Genomic DNA, 13,868 nt, shown 5'->3' with positions numbered 1-13,868 from the left:
AGAGACAGAAAAACCGCCAAAACGGCGGCTTTTCATGTTGTCGGTTCGCGATCAGGCGTGCGCTTCTTTATACACGCTACGCTGCGGCTGACGAATGGTGGTGGAGAGCGCCAGCGAAAGAATCAGCAGTGCGAAGATAACGCAGAAGGTGACATAGAAGCCGCCAAACACCGACGCAATCAGCGAACCACAGATACTGCCGATACCGAAGCCCAGGTAAATCACACCGTAGTTTTTCGCCAGGTTGTTGAGGCCGAAGAACTCGCTGACCAGCGACGGGAAGACGGTGATCGTACCGCCGAAGTTAAAGGCAACACAGGCAATGGCTGCAAAGAATGTAGTCGCATTCAGCGGTGCGAACAGCAGAGCCGCCATACCGACCAGCGAAATCACCTGACCGATAGTAATCACACGGATACGGGCAATTTTATCAGAGAGAATGCCGAGCACCAGGCGACCGCTGAGGTTAGCAATGGCGATAATGGTAACCGCATTCGCCGCTGTTGCGACATCCAGATGAACCATGCCCTGGGCGATATCTTTCGCAACACCAATCACATACAGGCCGCTCATGCAGGCGGTGAGGAACATAACAGCCAGCATCCAGTATTGCGGTTTACGCATGGACTGCGCCAGGGTGAAGTCGTTTGCAACAACACCATTCACGGTCGCAGCTTTCTGCAGCGGCGCATCGGTCATCAGGGTTGCGCCGAAGACAATCATCACCAGCGTAATCAGGCCCCAGATCATAAAGGTTTTTTCCAGGCCAACACTTGCCAGCAAGTGGCTGTCGATGAATTTAAAACCGAGGCTGCCGAGGCCGTAAGAACCAATAGAGAAGGCAGAAATCAGGCCCTTACGTTCCGGGAACCATTTCACGCAGTTCGAGAGCGTTAACAGATAACCCGCGCCATCTGCCAAACCCACCAGCACGCCTGCGCTCATCCACAGCATCAACAGGTTGTTGGAGTGCGCGGTCAGGAAGAACCCCAGACCCAGCAGAATACCGGAAGCTATGGTGACGCGTTTCACGCCAAAGCGCTCCTGCAATTTCCCGGCAATAGAGGAGGAAAGCGCAAGGCCAAGGCTCAACAAACCGAAAGAGAACGCAATCTGACTGACGGGCTCGTTCAGTTTTTCCGCCAGCGAGCTGTTGAACAGGCTCCAGGTATAAACAGACCCTAACGCGAATTGCGTAATAATGGTCCCGATCAGCGTCAGCCAGCGAGTGTGATTAGCAGTTGAAGTTTTCATGGCAGTTGTCCTGCAGAAATAAATGAGAAGTTTCACTGCCGACAACCATAACGAAGCGCATTTCATGCCTGGTGAAAAAAGGCATGAAATGCAGCAGAGGAGGAATGAAATGCATCTAAGCGGGAATGAATGACACAGTGAAATTTCATGCCATCAATAAATCAAGGTAAGTTAGTACATACTATCAATAAGAAACGTGCCAGCTATTGTTTCTTAAGTGTAAAAAGTTTGTTTTAAGCGTGCTTCAAAAACGTGCACTAACGCCCATACTGTATAAATAATGTTGCCCCAGCGTTACATTTTCCGACTGCGATAACGACGCATAAGCGGCAAGGTGTGGATTCAGCAGCATATCGGCGCCTAAAGTCACATCCATCCAGTTACCGTACTGATTCGCCGCCGTTAAGCGATTAAGCCCGGACTGGTTTTTCCAGACATTATCGCCGAACTGCTGATTGAAGCTGATTTGCGCCCACGGGCGAAGGTCGCCAAAACGGCTGTCTACGCGCCATCCAAGCGAGCTAACACTGGCGTGCCATAAAGGATCGCTGTACTGCGCGGTGGTCGCGCTGTCGCCAAATTCGTTATACATTGACGTGGCTGAGCCATCGTAATGCCAGGCCGCAACCGGGCCGGTGGTAACGCTGCTGACCAGCGGAATATTCCAGCCAATACTCATGGTAGTGATCGGATCTAGCGGTGTGTCATCCGGCAAATTCAGCGCAATACCCGGCGAATTTTGCGCAGAGCGGATACGCTCTTCCAGAATATCGTTATAACGTGGTTGTCGTTCGCTATCCCAGGTATAGCGTTCGGTCGCGGTACTTTGCGGGTCGGTAACTATATATTCTTGCTGCCACGCCGCCGCCGTCTGAGCAAAAAGCAGACACGCAGGCAGCAGCGCCAGCGGAAGGCCACTGTTTTTTATTTTCATCAAGTTGCGACTCCAGAGAAGAGCCGAATCCGGCGTATTCGTTATGATTGTTTATGGGCTAAAGCCCTTTACTAAATATTGTCTTTCTGTTGTGCGCGTCAAGGCAGGCGGACGTTTATTTTACCAGGCATAAATGGAGTAAGAATATGCAGCGTTGTGGTTGGGTTACTCAGGATCCTCTGTATCTCACGTACCATGATACCGAGTGGGGCGTCGCGCAAAGGGATGGTAAAAAGCTGTTTGAAATGATCTGCCTGGAAGGGCAACAAGCCGGGCTGTCATGGATTACCGTATTGAAAAAACGGGAGAATTATCGCGCGGCTTTTCATCAATTCGATCCTGAACGCGTAGCGGCGATGAGCGCAGAAGATGTGGAGATTCTGCTGCAAAATGCCGGCATCATTCGCCATCGCGGCAAGATAGAAGCCATTATTGGCAACGCCCGCGCATACCTGGCAATGGCGCAAAACGGCGAGTCATTTTCAGAATTTGTCTGGGGGTTTGTCGATAACACGCCGCAAATCACCCAAGCGGCGACGCTCGGCGAAATTCCAACTTCGACAGCAGCGTCAGATGCTTTATCAAAGGCGCTGAAAAAGCGCGGCTTTAAATTCGTCGGCACCACCATTTGCTACTCGTTTATGCAGGCCTGCGGTCTGGTCAATGACCATATTACCGGCTGCTTTTGCCACCCCGGAGGCATGCATGATCCGCGCGTGGCATAGCCGGGATTTATCGCCTCTGCTGACGCTGTGGATGGAAAGCACCTGTTTTGCTCACCCGTTTATCGACACACGCTACTGGCAGGAGAGCGAAGCGCTGGTGCGTAATGCCTATCTCCCGTCGGCGAAAACCTGGGTCTGGGAAGCGCATGGCGAGCTGGAAGGGTTTATCAGCGTGATGGATGAACAATTTATCGGGGCGCTGTTCGTGCGCCCTGCCGCCATTGGCCAGGGAATTGGCAAAGCGCTGATGAATCACGTCAAACAGCGCTTTCGTTGGCTAAGCCTGGAGGTGTATCAGAAAAACGAACGGGCGGTGAAGTTCTACCATGCGCAGGGCTTTCGTATTGAAGAGAGCGCCTGGCAGGAAGAGACCCGCCACCCGACGTGGATCATGAACTGGCAGGCGGATCAAAGGCCGTCAGCGTAAGCGCCGGGCCGGTATACTTCTCTACCCATGCCAGCGCCGTGTTTCCTGCACAACCATTGCCCAGGCGCGAGCTGGGCAGATCTTTGGTCAGCACGTTCACGGCGCCGTTTTTACAGATGCCGCCCGCCGCAGGCTCCAGGTCCGGCCAGTCGCCTTCGTGAATACAGATCACGCCAGGCTTGATACCCTCGGTCACCACCGCCCCCGCCAGAACCTGCCCACGCGCATTCCATACGCGCACAACATCGCCCGCGACAATTCCGCGCGCCTGCGCATCGGCAGGATGCAGGGTAATGGGTTCGTGGCCAGCAACAGCATACTGTTCACGCAAACGGGTAAAGTTAAGCTGACTGTGCAGACGATGCGCCGGATGAGCCGACAGCACCTGCAACTGATCCGGTTCGGCATTACCGTGCCATTCGTCCGGCTCCAGCCACATCGGATGCGGCGGACAATCAGCGTAACCAAAGCTACGAATGCGCTCCGAGAAGATTTCGATTTTGCCGCTCGGCGTCTTCAGCGGGAACTGTGCAGGATCGCGACGGAAATCGGCAAAGCGCACAAACCGGGCATTCTGATCGCTTTCCGGCATCTCAATGAGCTGGTTTGCTTCCCAGAATTCGGCAAACGGCGGTAGCGTCACCTGCTGGCTGGCACCGCGCTCAGCGGCAATATTGTAAAAGGTTTCCAGCCACTGAAGCTCGCTTTTGCCTTCGGTAAAACGCTCGCGGCCGCCCGTTTCCCAGCGCTCGCTCAGCTCGGCAAACACCTCCCAGTCATCGCGCGCTTCATACTGCGGAGCAACCACGCGCTTCATCGGCACCAGATGTTGATTGCTGTAATCGCCGGTCATCGTCAGATCGTTGCGCTCGAACGAGGTGGTGGCAGGCAGAACGATGTCCGCATGCTTCGCCGCTGCTGTCCAGAAACACTCCGAAATCACCACCAGCTCCGGCTTCTGCCAGGCGCGGATCAGGCGATTGGTATCCTGATGATGGGTAAAGTTCGCACCGCCGGCCCACCAGACAAAACGGATCTGTGGGAAGTGCCTGTCCATGCCATTGTGCTGATACGGTGCGCCGGGGTTTTCCAGCGCTTCCACAATGCGGGCGACCGGGATTTTATCCACCGCGTCAACGCCGCCCTGCACCGTGCCCTGCATCGATGCCAGCACGGCTGCGCGCCGCGTCGGGTTACCGCCGTTGGCAAAATGGTAAGAGAGACCAAAACCGCCGCCGGGCGTACCAATCTGCCCGATCATGGCGGCGAGCGTGACCAGCATCCAGTGTTTCTGCTCACCATACTGCTGGCGCTGCATACCCCAGCCGGACATCAGCATTGTGGTATTTTCATGAAAAAGTTGCGCCAGTTCGCGGATTTTCGCCGCATCAATGCCGCAAATTGCCGCTGCCCATTCTGCCGTTTTCGCGACGCCGTCCTGCTCGCCGGTCAGGTAGGCGGCAAACGTGGGGTAACCTTCTGTGCAGCGGGCCAGGAAATCGTCATCCTGCCAGCCATTTTCCACCAGCGTATGGGCGATGCCCAGCATCAGGGCAACATCGGTTCCCATATGCGGAGCAATCCACTCCATGCTCTCGCCAAAGAAATCAACGGTCTCCGATCGCATCGGATCGATACAGATCACCCGCTTGCCGCTTTTACGCAGCGCATCAAAGTAAGGAATGCCCTGTTCGTCGGTCGCATTCCAGGCAATTTTCAGAGTGTTGAGCGGGTTTGCGCTCCACAGCACCACCACTTCGCTGTGCTCCAGAATCAACGGCCAACTGGTTTGCTGCTGATAGACTTCGTTGCTGCCGACGACGTGCGGCATGATGGCCTGCGCCGCGCCAGTGGAATAATCACCCAGATGGCCCGTGTAACCGCCCGCCAGGCTCATATAGCGTTGCAACAGCGTCGCCGCTTTATGCAGCACGCCGTTGGAGCGCCAGCCGTAGGAGCCGGCAAAAATAGACGACGGGCCGTAGCTGTCGCGAATCCGTTTGTGCTGGGCGTGGATCAGCGCCAGCGCATCCTCCCAGCTCACACGCACAAATTCGTCCTGCCCGCGCACACCCTGCGGATTGGACGGCGAAGCGAGAAAGCCTTTGCGCACCATCGGATAGCGCACGCGCGTCGGGCTGTGCACCTGCTCCTGCACCACGGTTTGCAGTGAGTTCGGATGGCGAGTCGGTAGCGCACCGCGCGAAGCGAGCACGTTTTCACCGTCGGTATCGACCAGCATCGGCCCCCAGTGGGCCGCCGTAAGAACTGTTTTGATAGCAGGGTTTGCCAAAGCGCGCTCCTGAATAGCTTGCAGGTGATGGCGGCACGATGCCGCTCTGATGTTCTGTTCGCTCTATCATCCACAGCCGCGGTGTAATCGCAAAGAATTAAACGTCATTACGCGCACACTCCGGGTGATATGCCTGTGTTAGTGCTTGATTGCCCGCGATTTCGCGCTAAGGTGTGGACAATCATTTACGGCGAGGGAAGCAGCAATGGCGAAAACGGCACGCCCAACCATCAGCGATGTGGCAAAAGCAGCGAAAACGGGGAAAACCAGCATTTCGCGTTACCTTAACGGTGAAAGGCATCTGCTGTCGGCTGACTTGTTGGCGCGTATTGAGCAAGCCATTGCCGATCTGGATTATCGCCCCAGCCTGATGGCGCGTGGCCTTAAGCGCGGCCGAACCCGCCTTATCGGCCTGATTATCGCCGATATCACCAACCCCTATTCAGTGCATGTGCTAAGCGGTATCGAAGCTGCCTGCCGGGAAAAAGGGTTTACGCCGCTGGTCTGTAATACCAACAACGAGCTGGATCAGGAGCTGCATTACCTCGACCTGCTGCGCAGTTATCAGGTAGAAGGCATTGTGGTGAATGCGGTCGGCATGCGCGAAGAGGGGTTAAACCGGCTGCAACAATCCGCCCTGCCGATGGTATTGATTGACCGTAAAATCCCTGATTTCGCCTGCGATGTGGTTGGGCTGGATAACACCCAGGCCGCCACCACGGCCACAGAGCACCTGATTGAACAGGGTTTTGAGGCGTTACTCTTCCTCAGCGAACCGCTGGGAACGGTAAACACCCGCCGCGAGCGGCTCAGCGCCTTTCGCGCTACCCTTGCCCGCTATCCGGGCGTGGTGGCGGAAAACGCCGAAGTGCCGCTGCATGAAGCTGCACTACTGGACAATGCCCTGCGCCAGTTCCATGCCCGCCACCGCGGGATGCGCAAAGCGGTGATCTCCGCCAACGGCGCGCTGACCTTACAGGTAGCGCGTTCACTCAAACGCATCGGCCTGAACTGGGGCAGCGACATCGGCCTGCTCGGTTTTGACGAGCTGGAGTGGGCTGAGCTGGCGGGCGTGGGCATTACCACGCTTAAACAGCCAACCTGGCAAATCGGTTACGCCGCTGTAGAGCAGGTGGTACGACGCATTGAAGGCCAGAGCGACACGGTGCGCGAGCAGGTATTTTCCGGCGAACTGATCGTCCGCGGCTCCACGTCTCGTTAACGACACTGCGTGATAGCGATCATAAATTCAACATACCGCGCTTTTCTTTGGAACCGGTTCCATCTAGCGTTAAAGACAGAACCTATTTGCTGTCTTTGCCGGGGAGCCGGAGTATGCCGAGAAAAATTATCGTTGTTACCGCCGCATACGGTCATGACACGATCCACGCAATGGGCGGGCAGATGGCCCTGCTGCCCGTTATCGCCGCCGCCGGAGCTGACGGCGTAGAAATCCGCCGCGAGCTGCTGAGCAGCGAAGAGATCGGCCATTTGTCCTCGCTGGCGTTCGCCATTGAAATGCACAATCTGCAAGCTTGTTACTCCGCGCCGGAGCCACTGTGCCTGGCGGATGGCGCGCTCAATCCTCGTTTACCCGCTTTGCTGCACGAAGCCCATACGCTTAAAGCCCGCTGGTTGAAAGTCTCGCTGGGCCATTTTACCGATCAGGCGGTACTGGCAACGCTGCGCGACTGGCTACTGACCGGCCCGGTGCCGCTGGTGGTGGAAAACGACCAGACGGACTGCGGCAAACTTGCGCCGATGCTGCGCTTTAAAGCTGCCTGCCATACCCTCTCGCTGCCGGTGACGCTGACATTCGATACTGGCAACTGGTTGTGGGTCGGTGATTCACCCGAAGAAGCTGCCCGCCATCTGGCGCCAGCGGTCAGCTATATCCACGTCAAAGCGGCTGTCGTTCATGGGCACACTTTTCGCGCCGTACCGCCGGATGAAGCCGATGCCCGCTGGCTGGCGCTGCTGGATAACCTGCCCGCCGACGCGCCGCGCGGTATTGAATTCCCCCTGCAGGGCGACGACCTGATCGCCGTTACCCGTCATTACGTTGAACAGTTACGTAAGGAGCCACGCCATGCATAACGCGCTGGATGTCATCACTATTGGCGAAGCAATGGCCATGTTTGTCGCCACCGAAACCGGCGACCTCGCCGGGGCCGGACACTTTATTAAACGCGCGGCAGGCGCAGAACTGAATGTGGCGACGGGCCTGTCGCGGCTGGGTTTGAAAGTCAGTTGGGTCAGCCGCGTCGGCGATGACAGCTTCGGGCGTTTCATCCTCAATACGCTGCGCCAGGAGGGAATTGATACCCGTTGCGTGACGCTGGATGGGCGCTTCGCTACCGGGTTTCAGCTTAAATCTAAAGCCGAAAATGGAACCGATCCCATCGTGGAGTATTTCCGTAAGGGCTCTGCGGCCAGCCATCTGTCGCCGGAGGATTTTAACGCCGACATCTTTAGCCAGGCGCGCCATTTGCACATCAGCGGCGTGGCGGCTGCGCTGTCTGCAACCTCATATGCGCTGCTGGAACATGCCGTCGCGCGGATGAAAGCACAAAACAAAACCATTTCGTTCGATCCGAATCTGCGCCCGGTGTTGTGGAACAGCGAAGCCGAAATGGTGGAGAAACTGAACCGCCTCGCCTTTCAGTCCGATTGGGTGCTGCCGGGGCTGAAAGAGGGTGTCATTCTGACCGGCCAGCGCACACCGGAAGGGATCGCCGATTTCTATCTGCAGCGCGGCGTTCAGGCGGTGGTGATCAAAACGGGCGCCGATGGCGCATGGTTTAAAACCGCCAGCGGTGAGCAGGGCGCGGTGCCGCCGGTCAAAGTGGAAAATGTTGTCGATACGGTCGGTGCCGGGGATGGTTTCGCCGTGGGCGTACTGAGCGCGCTGCTGGAAGATAAAACCCTGCCTGAAGCGGTACGCCGGGGTAACGCCATCGGCGCGATGGCCATTCAGGTGCCGGGCGACAGCGAAGGATTGCCGACACGCGCACAGTTAGGCGCGTTGTAGTTGTAAAGCCTGAAAGTTATTCAACCAAAAACATCCGCCGCACTGTGCCCTACACACAGGCGGTAAGTAACCTCAACCATAGAGGCAATCTTATGAGTAACGCGACAAATTCGTCCAAACGCTGGCTGTACATCATGCCGATTGTATTTATCACTTACAGTCTGGCGTATCTCGACCGTGCAAACTTCAGTTTCGCCTCCGCCGCCGGTATCAATGACGACCTGGGCATCACCAAAGGCATCTCTTCGCTGCTCGGCGCACTCTTCTTTCTCGGCTACTTCTTTTTCCAGATCCCCGGCGCGATTTATGCAGAGCGCCGCAGCGTCCGCAAACTGATTTTTATCTGCCTGATTTTGTGGGGCGGCTGTGCGTCATTAACCGGTATCGTCAGCAATATCCCAATGCTGGCCGCCATCCGCTTTATTCTCGGCGTGGTGGAAGCGGCGGTCATGCCCGCGATGCTTATCTACATCAGCAACTGGTTTACCAAATCGGAACGCTCACGCGCCAATACCTTCTTAATCCTCGGCAACCCGGTGACAGTACTGTGGATGTCGGTGGTGTCCGGCTATCTGATCCAGGCTTTCGGCTGGCGCGAAATGTTCATTATTGAAGGCATTCCGGCAGTGATCTGGGCGTTTTGCTGGTGGGTGCTGGTGAAAGACAAACCGGCGCAGGTAGCGTGGCTCTCCAGCGATGAGAAAGCGGCGTTGCAGGCCCAGCTTGAAAAAGAGCAGCAGGGCATCAAAGCCGTACGTAATTACAGTGAAGCCTTCCGCTCGCGTAATGTCGTTCTGCTGTGCCTGCAATATTTTGCCTGGAGCATTGGCGTATACGGTTTTGTACTGTGGCTGCCGTCAATTATTCGCAGCGGCGGCGAAAACCTCGGCATGGTCGAAGTAGGCTGGCTCTCTGCCGTTCCGTACCTTGCCGCAACGCTGGCAATGATCCTGGCCTCCTGGGCTTCCGATAAGCTGCAAAACCGTAAACTGTTTGTCTGGCCGCTGCTGCTGATTGGCGCATTCGCCTTTATCGGTTCATGGGCAGTGGGCGCCAACCATTTCTGGATCTCTTATACCCTGCTGGTGATTGCCGGTGCCGCAATGTATGCCCCATACGGGCCGTTCTTCGCCATCATCCCGGAAATGCTGCCGCGCAACGTCGCTGGTGGCGCAATGGCGCTGATTAACAGCATGGGCGCGCTCGGCTCATTCTGCGGCTCATGGGTGGTAGGTTACCTGAATGGCGCAACCGGCAGCCCGTCGGCCTCGTACATTTTCATGGGGGTAGCACTTTTCGCCTCTGTGTGGCTTACTTTAATTGTTAAGCCTGCTAACAATAAGCAGATTCCGGCAGGCGCACCATCACAAGGGAGAACCGCATGAAGCCGTCTATCATCCTGTACAAAGCCTTACCCGATGACCTGCAACAACGTCTGGCCGAGCACTTCACCGTAACCCAGGTTGCCAACCTGAAACCGGAAACGGTGCAACAGCACGCTGAGGCTTTCGCCACTGCGCAAGGGCTGCTGGGTTCCAGCGAGAAAGTCGATGCCGCGCTGCTGGAGAAAATGCCGCAGTTGCGCGCGACGTCAACGGTCTCGGTAGGCTATGACAACTTTGATGTGGACGCGCTGAACGCACGTAAGATTTTATTGATGCATACCCCGACCGTGCTGACGGAAACGGTCGCCGATACCATTATGGCGCTGGTACTGAGCAGCGCCCGCCGCGTGGTAGAGGTCGCCGGGCGGGTAAAAGCGGGGGAATGGACATCCGGTATTGGCGCAGACTGGTTCGGCATCGATGTGCATCACAAAACAATGGGCATCATCGGGATGGGTCGTATCGGGCTGGCGCTGGCGCAACGCGCGCACTTTGGTTTCGGCATGCCGATTCTCTATAACGCGCGTCGCCATCACGCCGAAGCGGAAGCGCGCTTCCAGGCGCGCTATTGCGATCTCGATACCCTGTTGCAGGAGTCCGACTTTGTGTGTCTGGTGCTGCCTCTGACCGAAGAGACGCATCATCTGATCGGTAAAGCGCAGTTTGAAATGATGAAAAAATCGGCGATCTTCATTAACGCCGGACGCGGCCCGGTAGTGGATGAAAATGCGCTGGTGGAAGCCCTGCAAAACGGCGAAATCCATGCGGCCGGGCTGGACGTCTTCGAGAAAGAGCCGCTGCCCGTTGATTCACCGCTGCTGTCACTGCCCAACGTCGTGGCGCTACCGCACATCGGCTCCGCAACGCACGAGACACGCTACAACATGGCGGCCTGCGCGGTGGATAACCTGATTGACGCGCTCAATGGCAAGGTGGAGAAAAACTGCGTCAACCCGCAGGTCGCAGGCTGACGATTCACCCTGCTGCGGACATAAAAAAAGAGGCGATTAATCGCCTCTTTTTTTGTCTGCGCCCGCTTACTGCTGCGTGGCGTTAACGGTCGCGGTCCAGGCCTGGTTGAACGCCTGATGCTGCGCCGCCAGCGGAGCAATCAGCGCGTTATACTGGCTGGCCTGCTGGGACGTCGGGAACTGGATGCCGTTAGCAACAAAGCTCACCTGCGTATCCTGCTGGGCAATAAAGTCGCCCACCTGCACCAGTTGCTGAGTGAAGACCTGCGCCGCCGGGATCAGCGGTTGCAGTGCGTTGGCCGGATTGGTAACCACTTTGGTATACACCTGGTCAAACACCGGCTTGAGATCGTCCGCCTGTTTTAACGCCGCGTGGGAAGCATCCGCCTGCATTTTTGCATTCTGCAGTTGCTGGCTAAGTACGCCGAGCGAGCCATTGGCCTGACGAAGCGGTTCACGCTGGGTCATATAATCCTGCGGTACCCGGATGGCGTTAACGCTGTCCACTACCGGACGCAGACCGGAGTCCATCGCCTGGTTCACCTGCTGGGAATAGCCATAAATCACAGCATAATCAGAGACAAACGGACCGAACTGTTTTTTCTGATCTGCTGTCAGAGCGGGCAGACGTTCACTGCTACGCATCGCCGTATTTTGCAGGAAGTCGATAAACGCCTTGCGCTGATCGCCTTCTTTATCGAAACACCCACTCAGGCTAACTACCATTAATAACGCCGCAAGAGGCGCAAACCAGCGAGAGCAGGACTTTCCTGTCGCCATTTTATTACTCCTTTCACCCATAAAAGCGCACACCGGCACACGCGTGCCTGACGGCTTACAAGGATAGTCCAGGTCCGCCTCGCAAGATACCCTTTCCTTACATTCTTAATACGATGAATTCGACCTGGCATGAAAATTTCCCGGAAGGCGTGCAGATAATTCTTAATCCAAATTAAACGAAAGGTTTTACACAAAAATACTGAGCGCCGACAGATGCATATGAATCAAACAATTAAGCGGCAGAAAACTCACTTAAGATGCATCTGAAGCGCATGAAAAGTCATTTACCGTCTAATTAATCACAGCCAAAACCACACACCAGGAATTTTCACGACTATTCTTAATAAGCTGTATCACGATCCCGCTGTGTGATTTTTACGAGGAGTTCTCAATGGAGTATAAAGATCCTATGTTTGAACTGCTGAGCAGTCTGGAACAGATTGTTTTGAAAAATGAAGTAACGCAGCCGGTAACTCTGAGCAAAAATCCGAATTCCTTTAGTGACTTTGAACAATTGCGACGCGGAACCGGGCTTCAAATTGATGACTTCGCTCGTGTAATGGGAGTCTCAGTATCAATGGTGCATGAGTGGGAATCACAACGAATAAAACCCACCGCGACTGAAATGAAACTGATGCGTCTGATTAATGCTAACCCGACGCTCAGCAAACAGCTTATTGATTGAACGTATTTACCACCAGAACCCCCGCTGAGCCGGGGGTTTGTTATTTCTGCTTTAAAGTCCCCCAGACAACCCATACCCACGATTGAAGCCCCCACAACGACAGGCCTGACTCTCTGCGCTTCAGGATTAAATTTCACGTGATGCTGTTATTCAGCGCTAATTTTTTGCGCGCGATTGCCGATGAATATGATGACTTAACTAAAAGCAGCAGACAGGGCGTGTAATCCAGGTACGCAATTTCACAAAGGAAACGACTAAACAAGGCATTAGCGCAAAGCGCAACGCTGCGGCAAGTGCAAGCAATAATCAGGGAAGGCAGTTCCATAGAGAAGCATTGTTCTGGTGTTACGGCAACGAACCACTAAAAGAGAATGAATGATGTCCAGATATATTCTGATTGTTGACGACAGCCGCCTGTCGCGCATGATTTCACGGCAGTTTGTCACTAATTTGCATAACGACTGGAAAATTGACGAGGCCGGCACGGGCGAAGAGGCGATCGCTCTGGCCGCGACGACGCCACCGTATCTGATCTTGCTGGACGTTAATATGCCGGGCATTGGCGGGCTGGAGACGGCTTCGCGCATTCGTAAAAGCCACCCGCAGACCCACATTATTCTGCTCACTGCCAATGTGCAGCATTCCGTGCAAGCCGCCGCCGAAGAACTTGGCCTTGGTTTTCTGCCGAAACCGCTGAAAGAGCCGCAGCTCCATGCATTGCTGAATAGCCTGGAGACGAATTCATGAACGCGCTGACGGATATCAGCGATATCGAAGCTGACAGCCTGATGGAGATCTTCAACATTGGCGTCGGCCATGCGGCTGCAGCGATGAGCAATATCGTCAATGAAGAAGTACGCATGTCGGTACCAACCATCCGCTTTACCACCCGCTCCGACGCTGCCGATGAGCTGGGCGCAGGTGTCTCACTGTTTGGTATCAGTCAGCATTATGAGGGCGCGTATGCTACGGAAGCGATTTTGATGTTTCCGGAAGCCGCCAGTTTTGAAATCGTACGCATGATGGTTGGCGATCTGATCCCCGCCCACGAACTGGGGGAGATGGAACGTGAAGCGATGAGCGAAATCGGTAATATCGTGCTCAACGCCTGTGTCGGTACGCTGGCGAATATGTTCCAGAAAGAGCTACAGGGCTCACTGCCCGAAGTGCGCGTCGGCACCAGCAAGGAGATCCTCAATCCGGACAAAGATGAAAACGATCCGATAGTGATGATGCTGCGCATCGATTTTGCGCTGGAGCGCCAGCAAATTCAGGGGTATCTCGCGTTTATCCTGGATATGTCTGCGCTGCAAGACTTACGTGAGCAAATCCGGCTCTATATCAGCCGCCTTGAATCCGGTTGTGTTCCCGACGGAATGTAAT

General features: G+C 55.4%; 14 protein-coding genes. 10 read left to right on the top strand and 4 right to left on the bottom strand.

Translation table 11 applies throughout. From position 1 onward, the window contains the following. Window positions 1-51: 51 nt before the first annotated feature. On the bottom strand, window positions 52-1,254 hold the full coding sequence (locus tag Y71_RS00840; RefSeq protein ID WP_007369566.1) for an L-lactate MFS transporter: 1,203 nt from the start codon (window positions 1,252-1,254) through the stop codon (window positions 52-54). A gap of 244 nt (window positions 1,255-1,498) precedes the next feature. Then, on the bottom strand, window positions 1,499-2,188 hold the full coding sequence (locus Y71_RS00835) for an autotransporter domain-containing protein (RefSeq protein ID WP_007369564.1): 690 nt from the start codon (window positions 2,186-2,188) through the stop codon (window positions 1,499-1,501). A 146-nt stretch (window positions 2,189-2,334) separates the two neighbouring features. Between Y71_RS00835 and tag the strand changes: the two genes are divergently transcribed. Both tag and Y71_RS00825 read left to right on the top strand, forming a co-directional pair. Beyond that, on the top strand, window positions 2,335-2,913 hold the full coding sequence (gene tag, locus Y71_RS00830; protein ID WP_007369563.1) for a DNA-3-methyladenine glycosylase I: 579 nt from the start codon (window positions 2,335-2,337) through the stop codon (window positions 2,911-2,913). Further along, window positions 2,894-3,340, top strand: coding sequence for an N-acetyltransferase (locus Y71_RS00825; RefSeq protein ID WP_007369562.1), 447 nt, complete (start codon window positions 2,894-2,896; stop codon window positions 3,338-3,340). Before tag ends, Y71_RS00825 begins: the two co-directional genes overlap by 20 nt. On the opposite strand, the gene Y71_RS00820 is transcribed toward Y71_RS00825, so the two are convergent. Beyond that, window positions 3,303-5,633: a molybdopterin guanine dinucleotide-containing S/N-oxide reductase gene (locus Y71_RS00820; RefSeq protein WP_007369561.1), complete on the bottom strand. Its 2,331-nt coding sequence runs from the start codon at window positions 5,631-5,633 to the stop codon at window positions 3,303-3,305. The two genes, Y71_RS00825 and Y71_RS00820, sit on opposite strands and share 38 nt — an antisense overlap. Before the next feature lie 205 nt (window positions 5,634-5,838). On the opposite strand from Y71_RS00820, the gene Y71_RS00815 reads away from it, so the two are divergent. The 5 genes from Y71_RS00815 to ghrB all read left to right on the top strand — a co-directional run bounded on the left by Y71_RS00815 (window position 5,839) and on the right by ghrB (window position 11,020). Then, a complete protein-coding gene (locus Y71_RS00815) occupies window positions 5,839-6,855 on the top strand; it encodes a LacI family DNA-binding transcriptional regulator (protein ID WP_007369560.1) in 1,017 nt (338 codons plus the stop codon). A gap of 113 nt (window positions 6,856-6,968) precedes the next feature. Beyond that, the gene (locus Y71_RS00810) at window positions 6,969-7,730 is read left to right on the top strand and encodes a sugar phosphate isomerase/epimerase family protein (protein ID WP_007369559.1); all 762 of its coding nucleotides are present in this window, start codon (window positions 6,969-6,971) and stop codon (window positions 7,728-7,730) included. Further along, the gene (locus Y71_RS00805) at window positions 7,723-8,664 is read left to right on the top strand and encodes a sugar kinase (RefSeq protein WP_007369558.1); all 942 of its coding nucleotides are present in this window, start codon (window positions 7,723-7,725) and stop codon (window positions 8,662-8,664) included. Before Y71_RS00810 ends, Y71_RS00805 begins: the two co-directional genes overlap by 8 nt. Before the next feature lie 92 nt (window positions 8,665-8,756). Then, entirely contained in the window at window positions 8,757-10,049 is a 1,293-nt protein-coding gene (locus tag Y71_RS00800) for an MFS transporter (protein WP_007369557.1), read from the top strand. Beyond that, a complete protein-coding gene (ghrB, locus tag Y71_RS00795) occupies window positions 10,046-11,020 on the top strand; it encodes a glyoxylate/hydroxypyruvate reductase GhrB (protein ID WP_007369556.1) in 975 nt (324 codons plus the stop codon). The genes Y71_RS00800 and ghrB overlap by 4 nt, the downstream gene beginning before the upstream one ends. 66 nt (window positions 11,021-11,086) lie before the next feature. Here ghrB and Y71_RS00790 read toward each other — a convergent pair whose 3' ends face one another. Continuing rightward, a complete protein-coding gene (locus Y71_RS00790) occupies window positions 11,087-11,800 on the bottom strand; it encodes a DUF3053 domain-containing protein (RefSeq protein WP_007369555.1) in 714 nt (237 codons plus the stop codon). 391 nt (window positions 11,801-12,191) lie between these two features. On the opposite strand from Y71_RS00790, the gene Y71_RS00785 reads away from it, so the two are divergent. The 3 genes from Y71_RS00785 (at window position 12,192) to Y71_RS00775 (ending at window position 13,867) form a co-directional block, all read left to right on the top strand. Then, the gene (locus Y71_RS00785; RefSeq protein ID WP_007369554.1) at window positions 12,192-12,485 is read left to right on the top strand and encodes an HTH-type transcriptional regulator; all 294 of its coding nucleotides are present in this window, start codon (window positions 12,192-12,194) and stop codon (window positions 12,483-12,485) included. 375 nt (window positions 12,486-12,860) lie between these two features. Then, complete coding sequence (locus Y71_RS00780) at window positions 12,861-13,232, top strand: response regulator (protein WP_007369552.1); 372 nt, start codon at window positions 12,861-12,863, stop codon at window positions 13,230-13,232. Then, complete coding sequence (locus Y71_RS00775; protein ID WP_007369551.1) at window positions 13,229-13,867, top strand: chemotaxis protein CheC; 639 nt, start codon at window positions 13,229-13,231, stop codon at window positions 13,865-13,867. Before Y71_RS00780 ends, Y71_RS00775 begins: the two co-directional genes overlap by 4 nt. Window position 13,868: the final 1 nt, after the last annotated feature.

Origin of the sequence: Kosakonia radicincitans DSM 16656 (assembly GCF_000280495.2) — a bacterium.
GTDB classification, from domain to species: domain Bacteria; phylum Pseudomonadota; class Gammaproteobacteria; order Enterobacterales; family Enterobacteriaceae; genus Kosakonia; species Kosakonia radicincitans.
The sequence above is the reverse complement of the archived record's forward strand: the minus strand, read 5'-3'. Positions and strand labels throughout refer to the sequence as shown.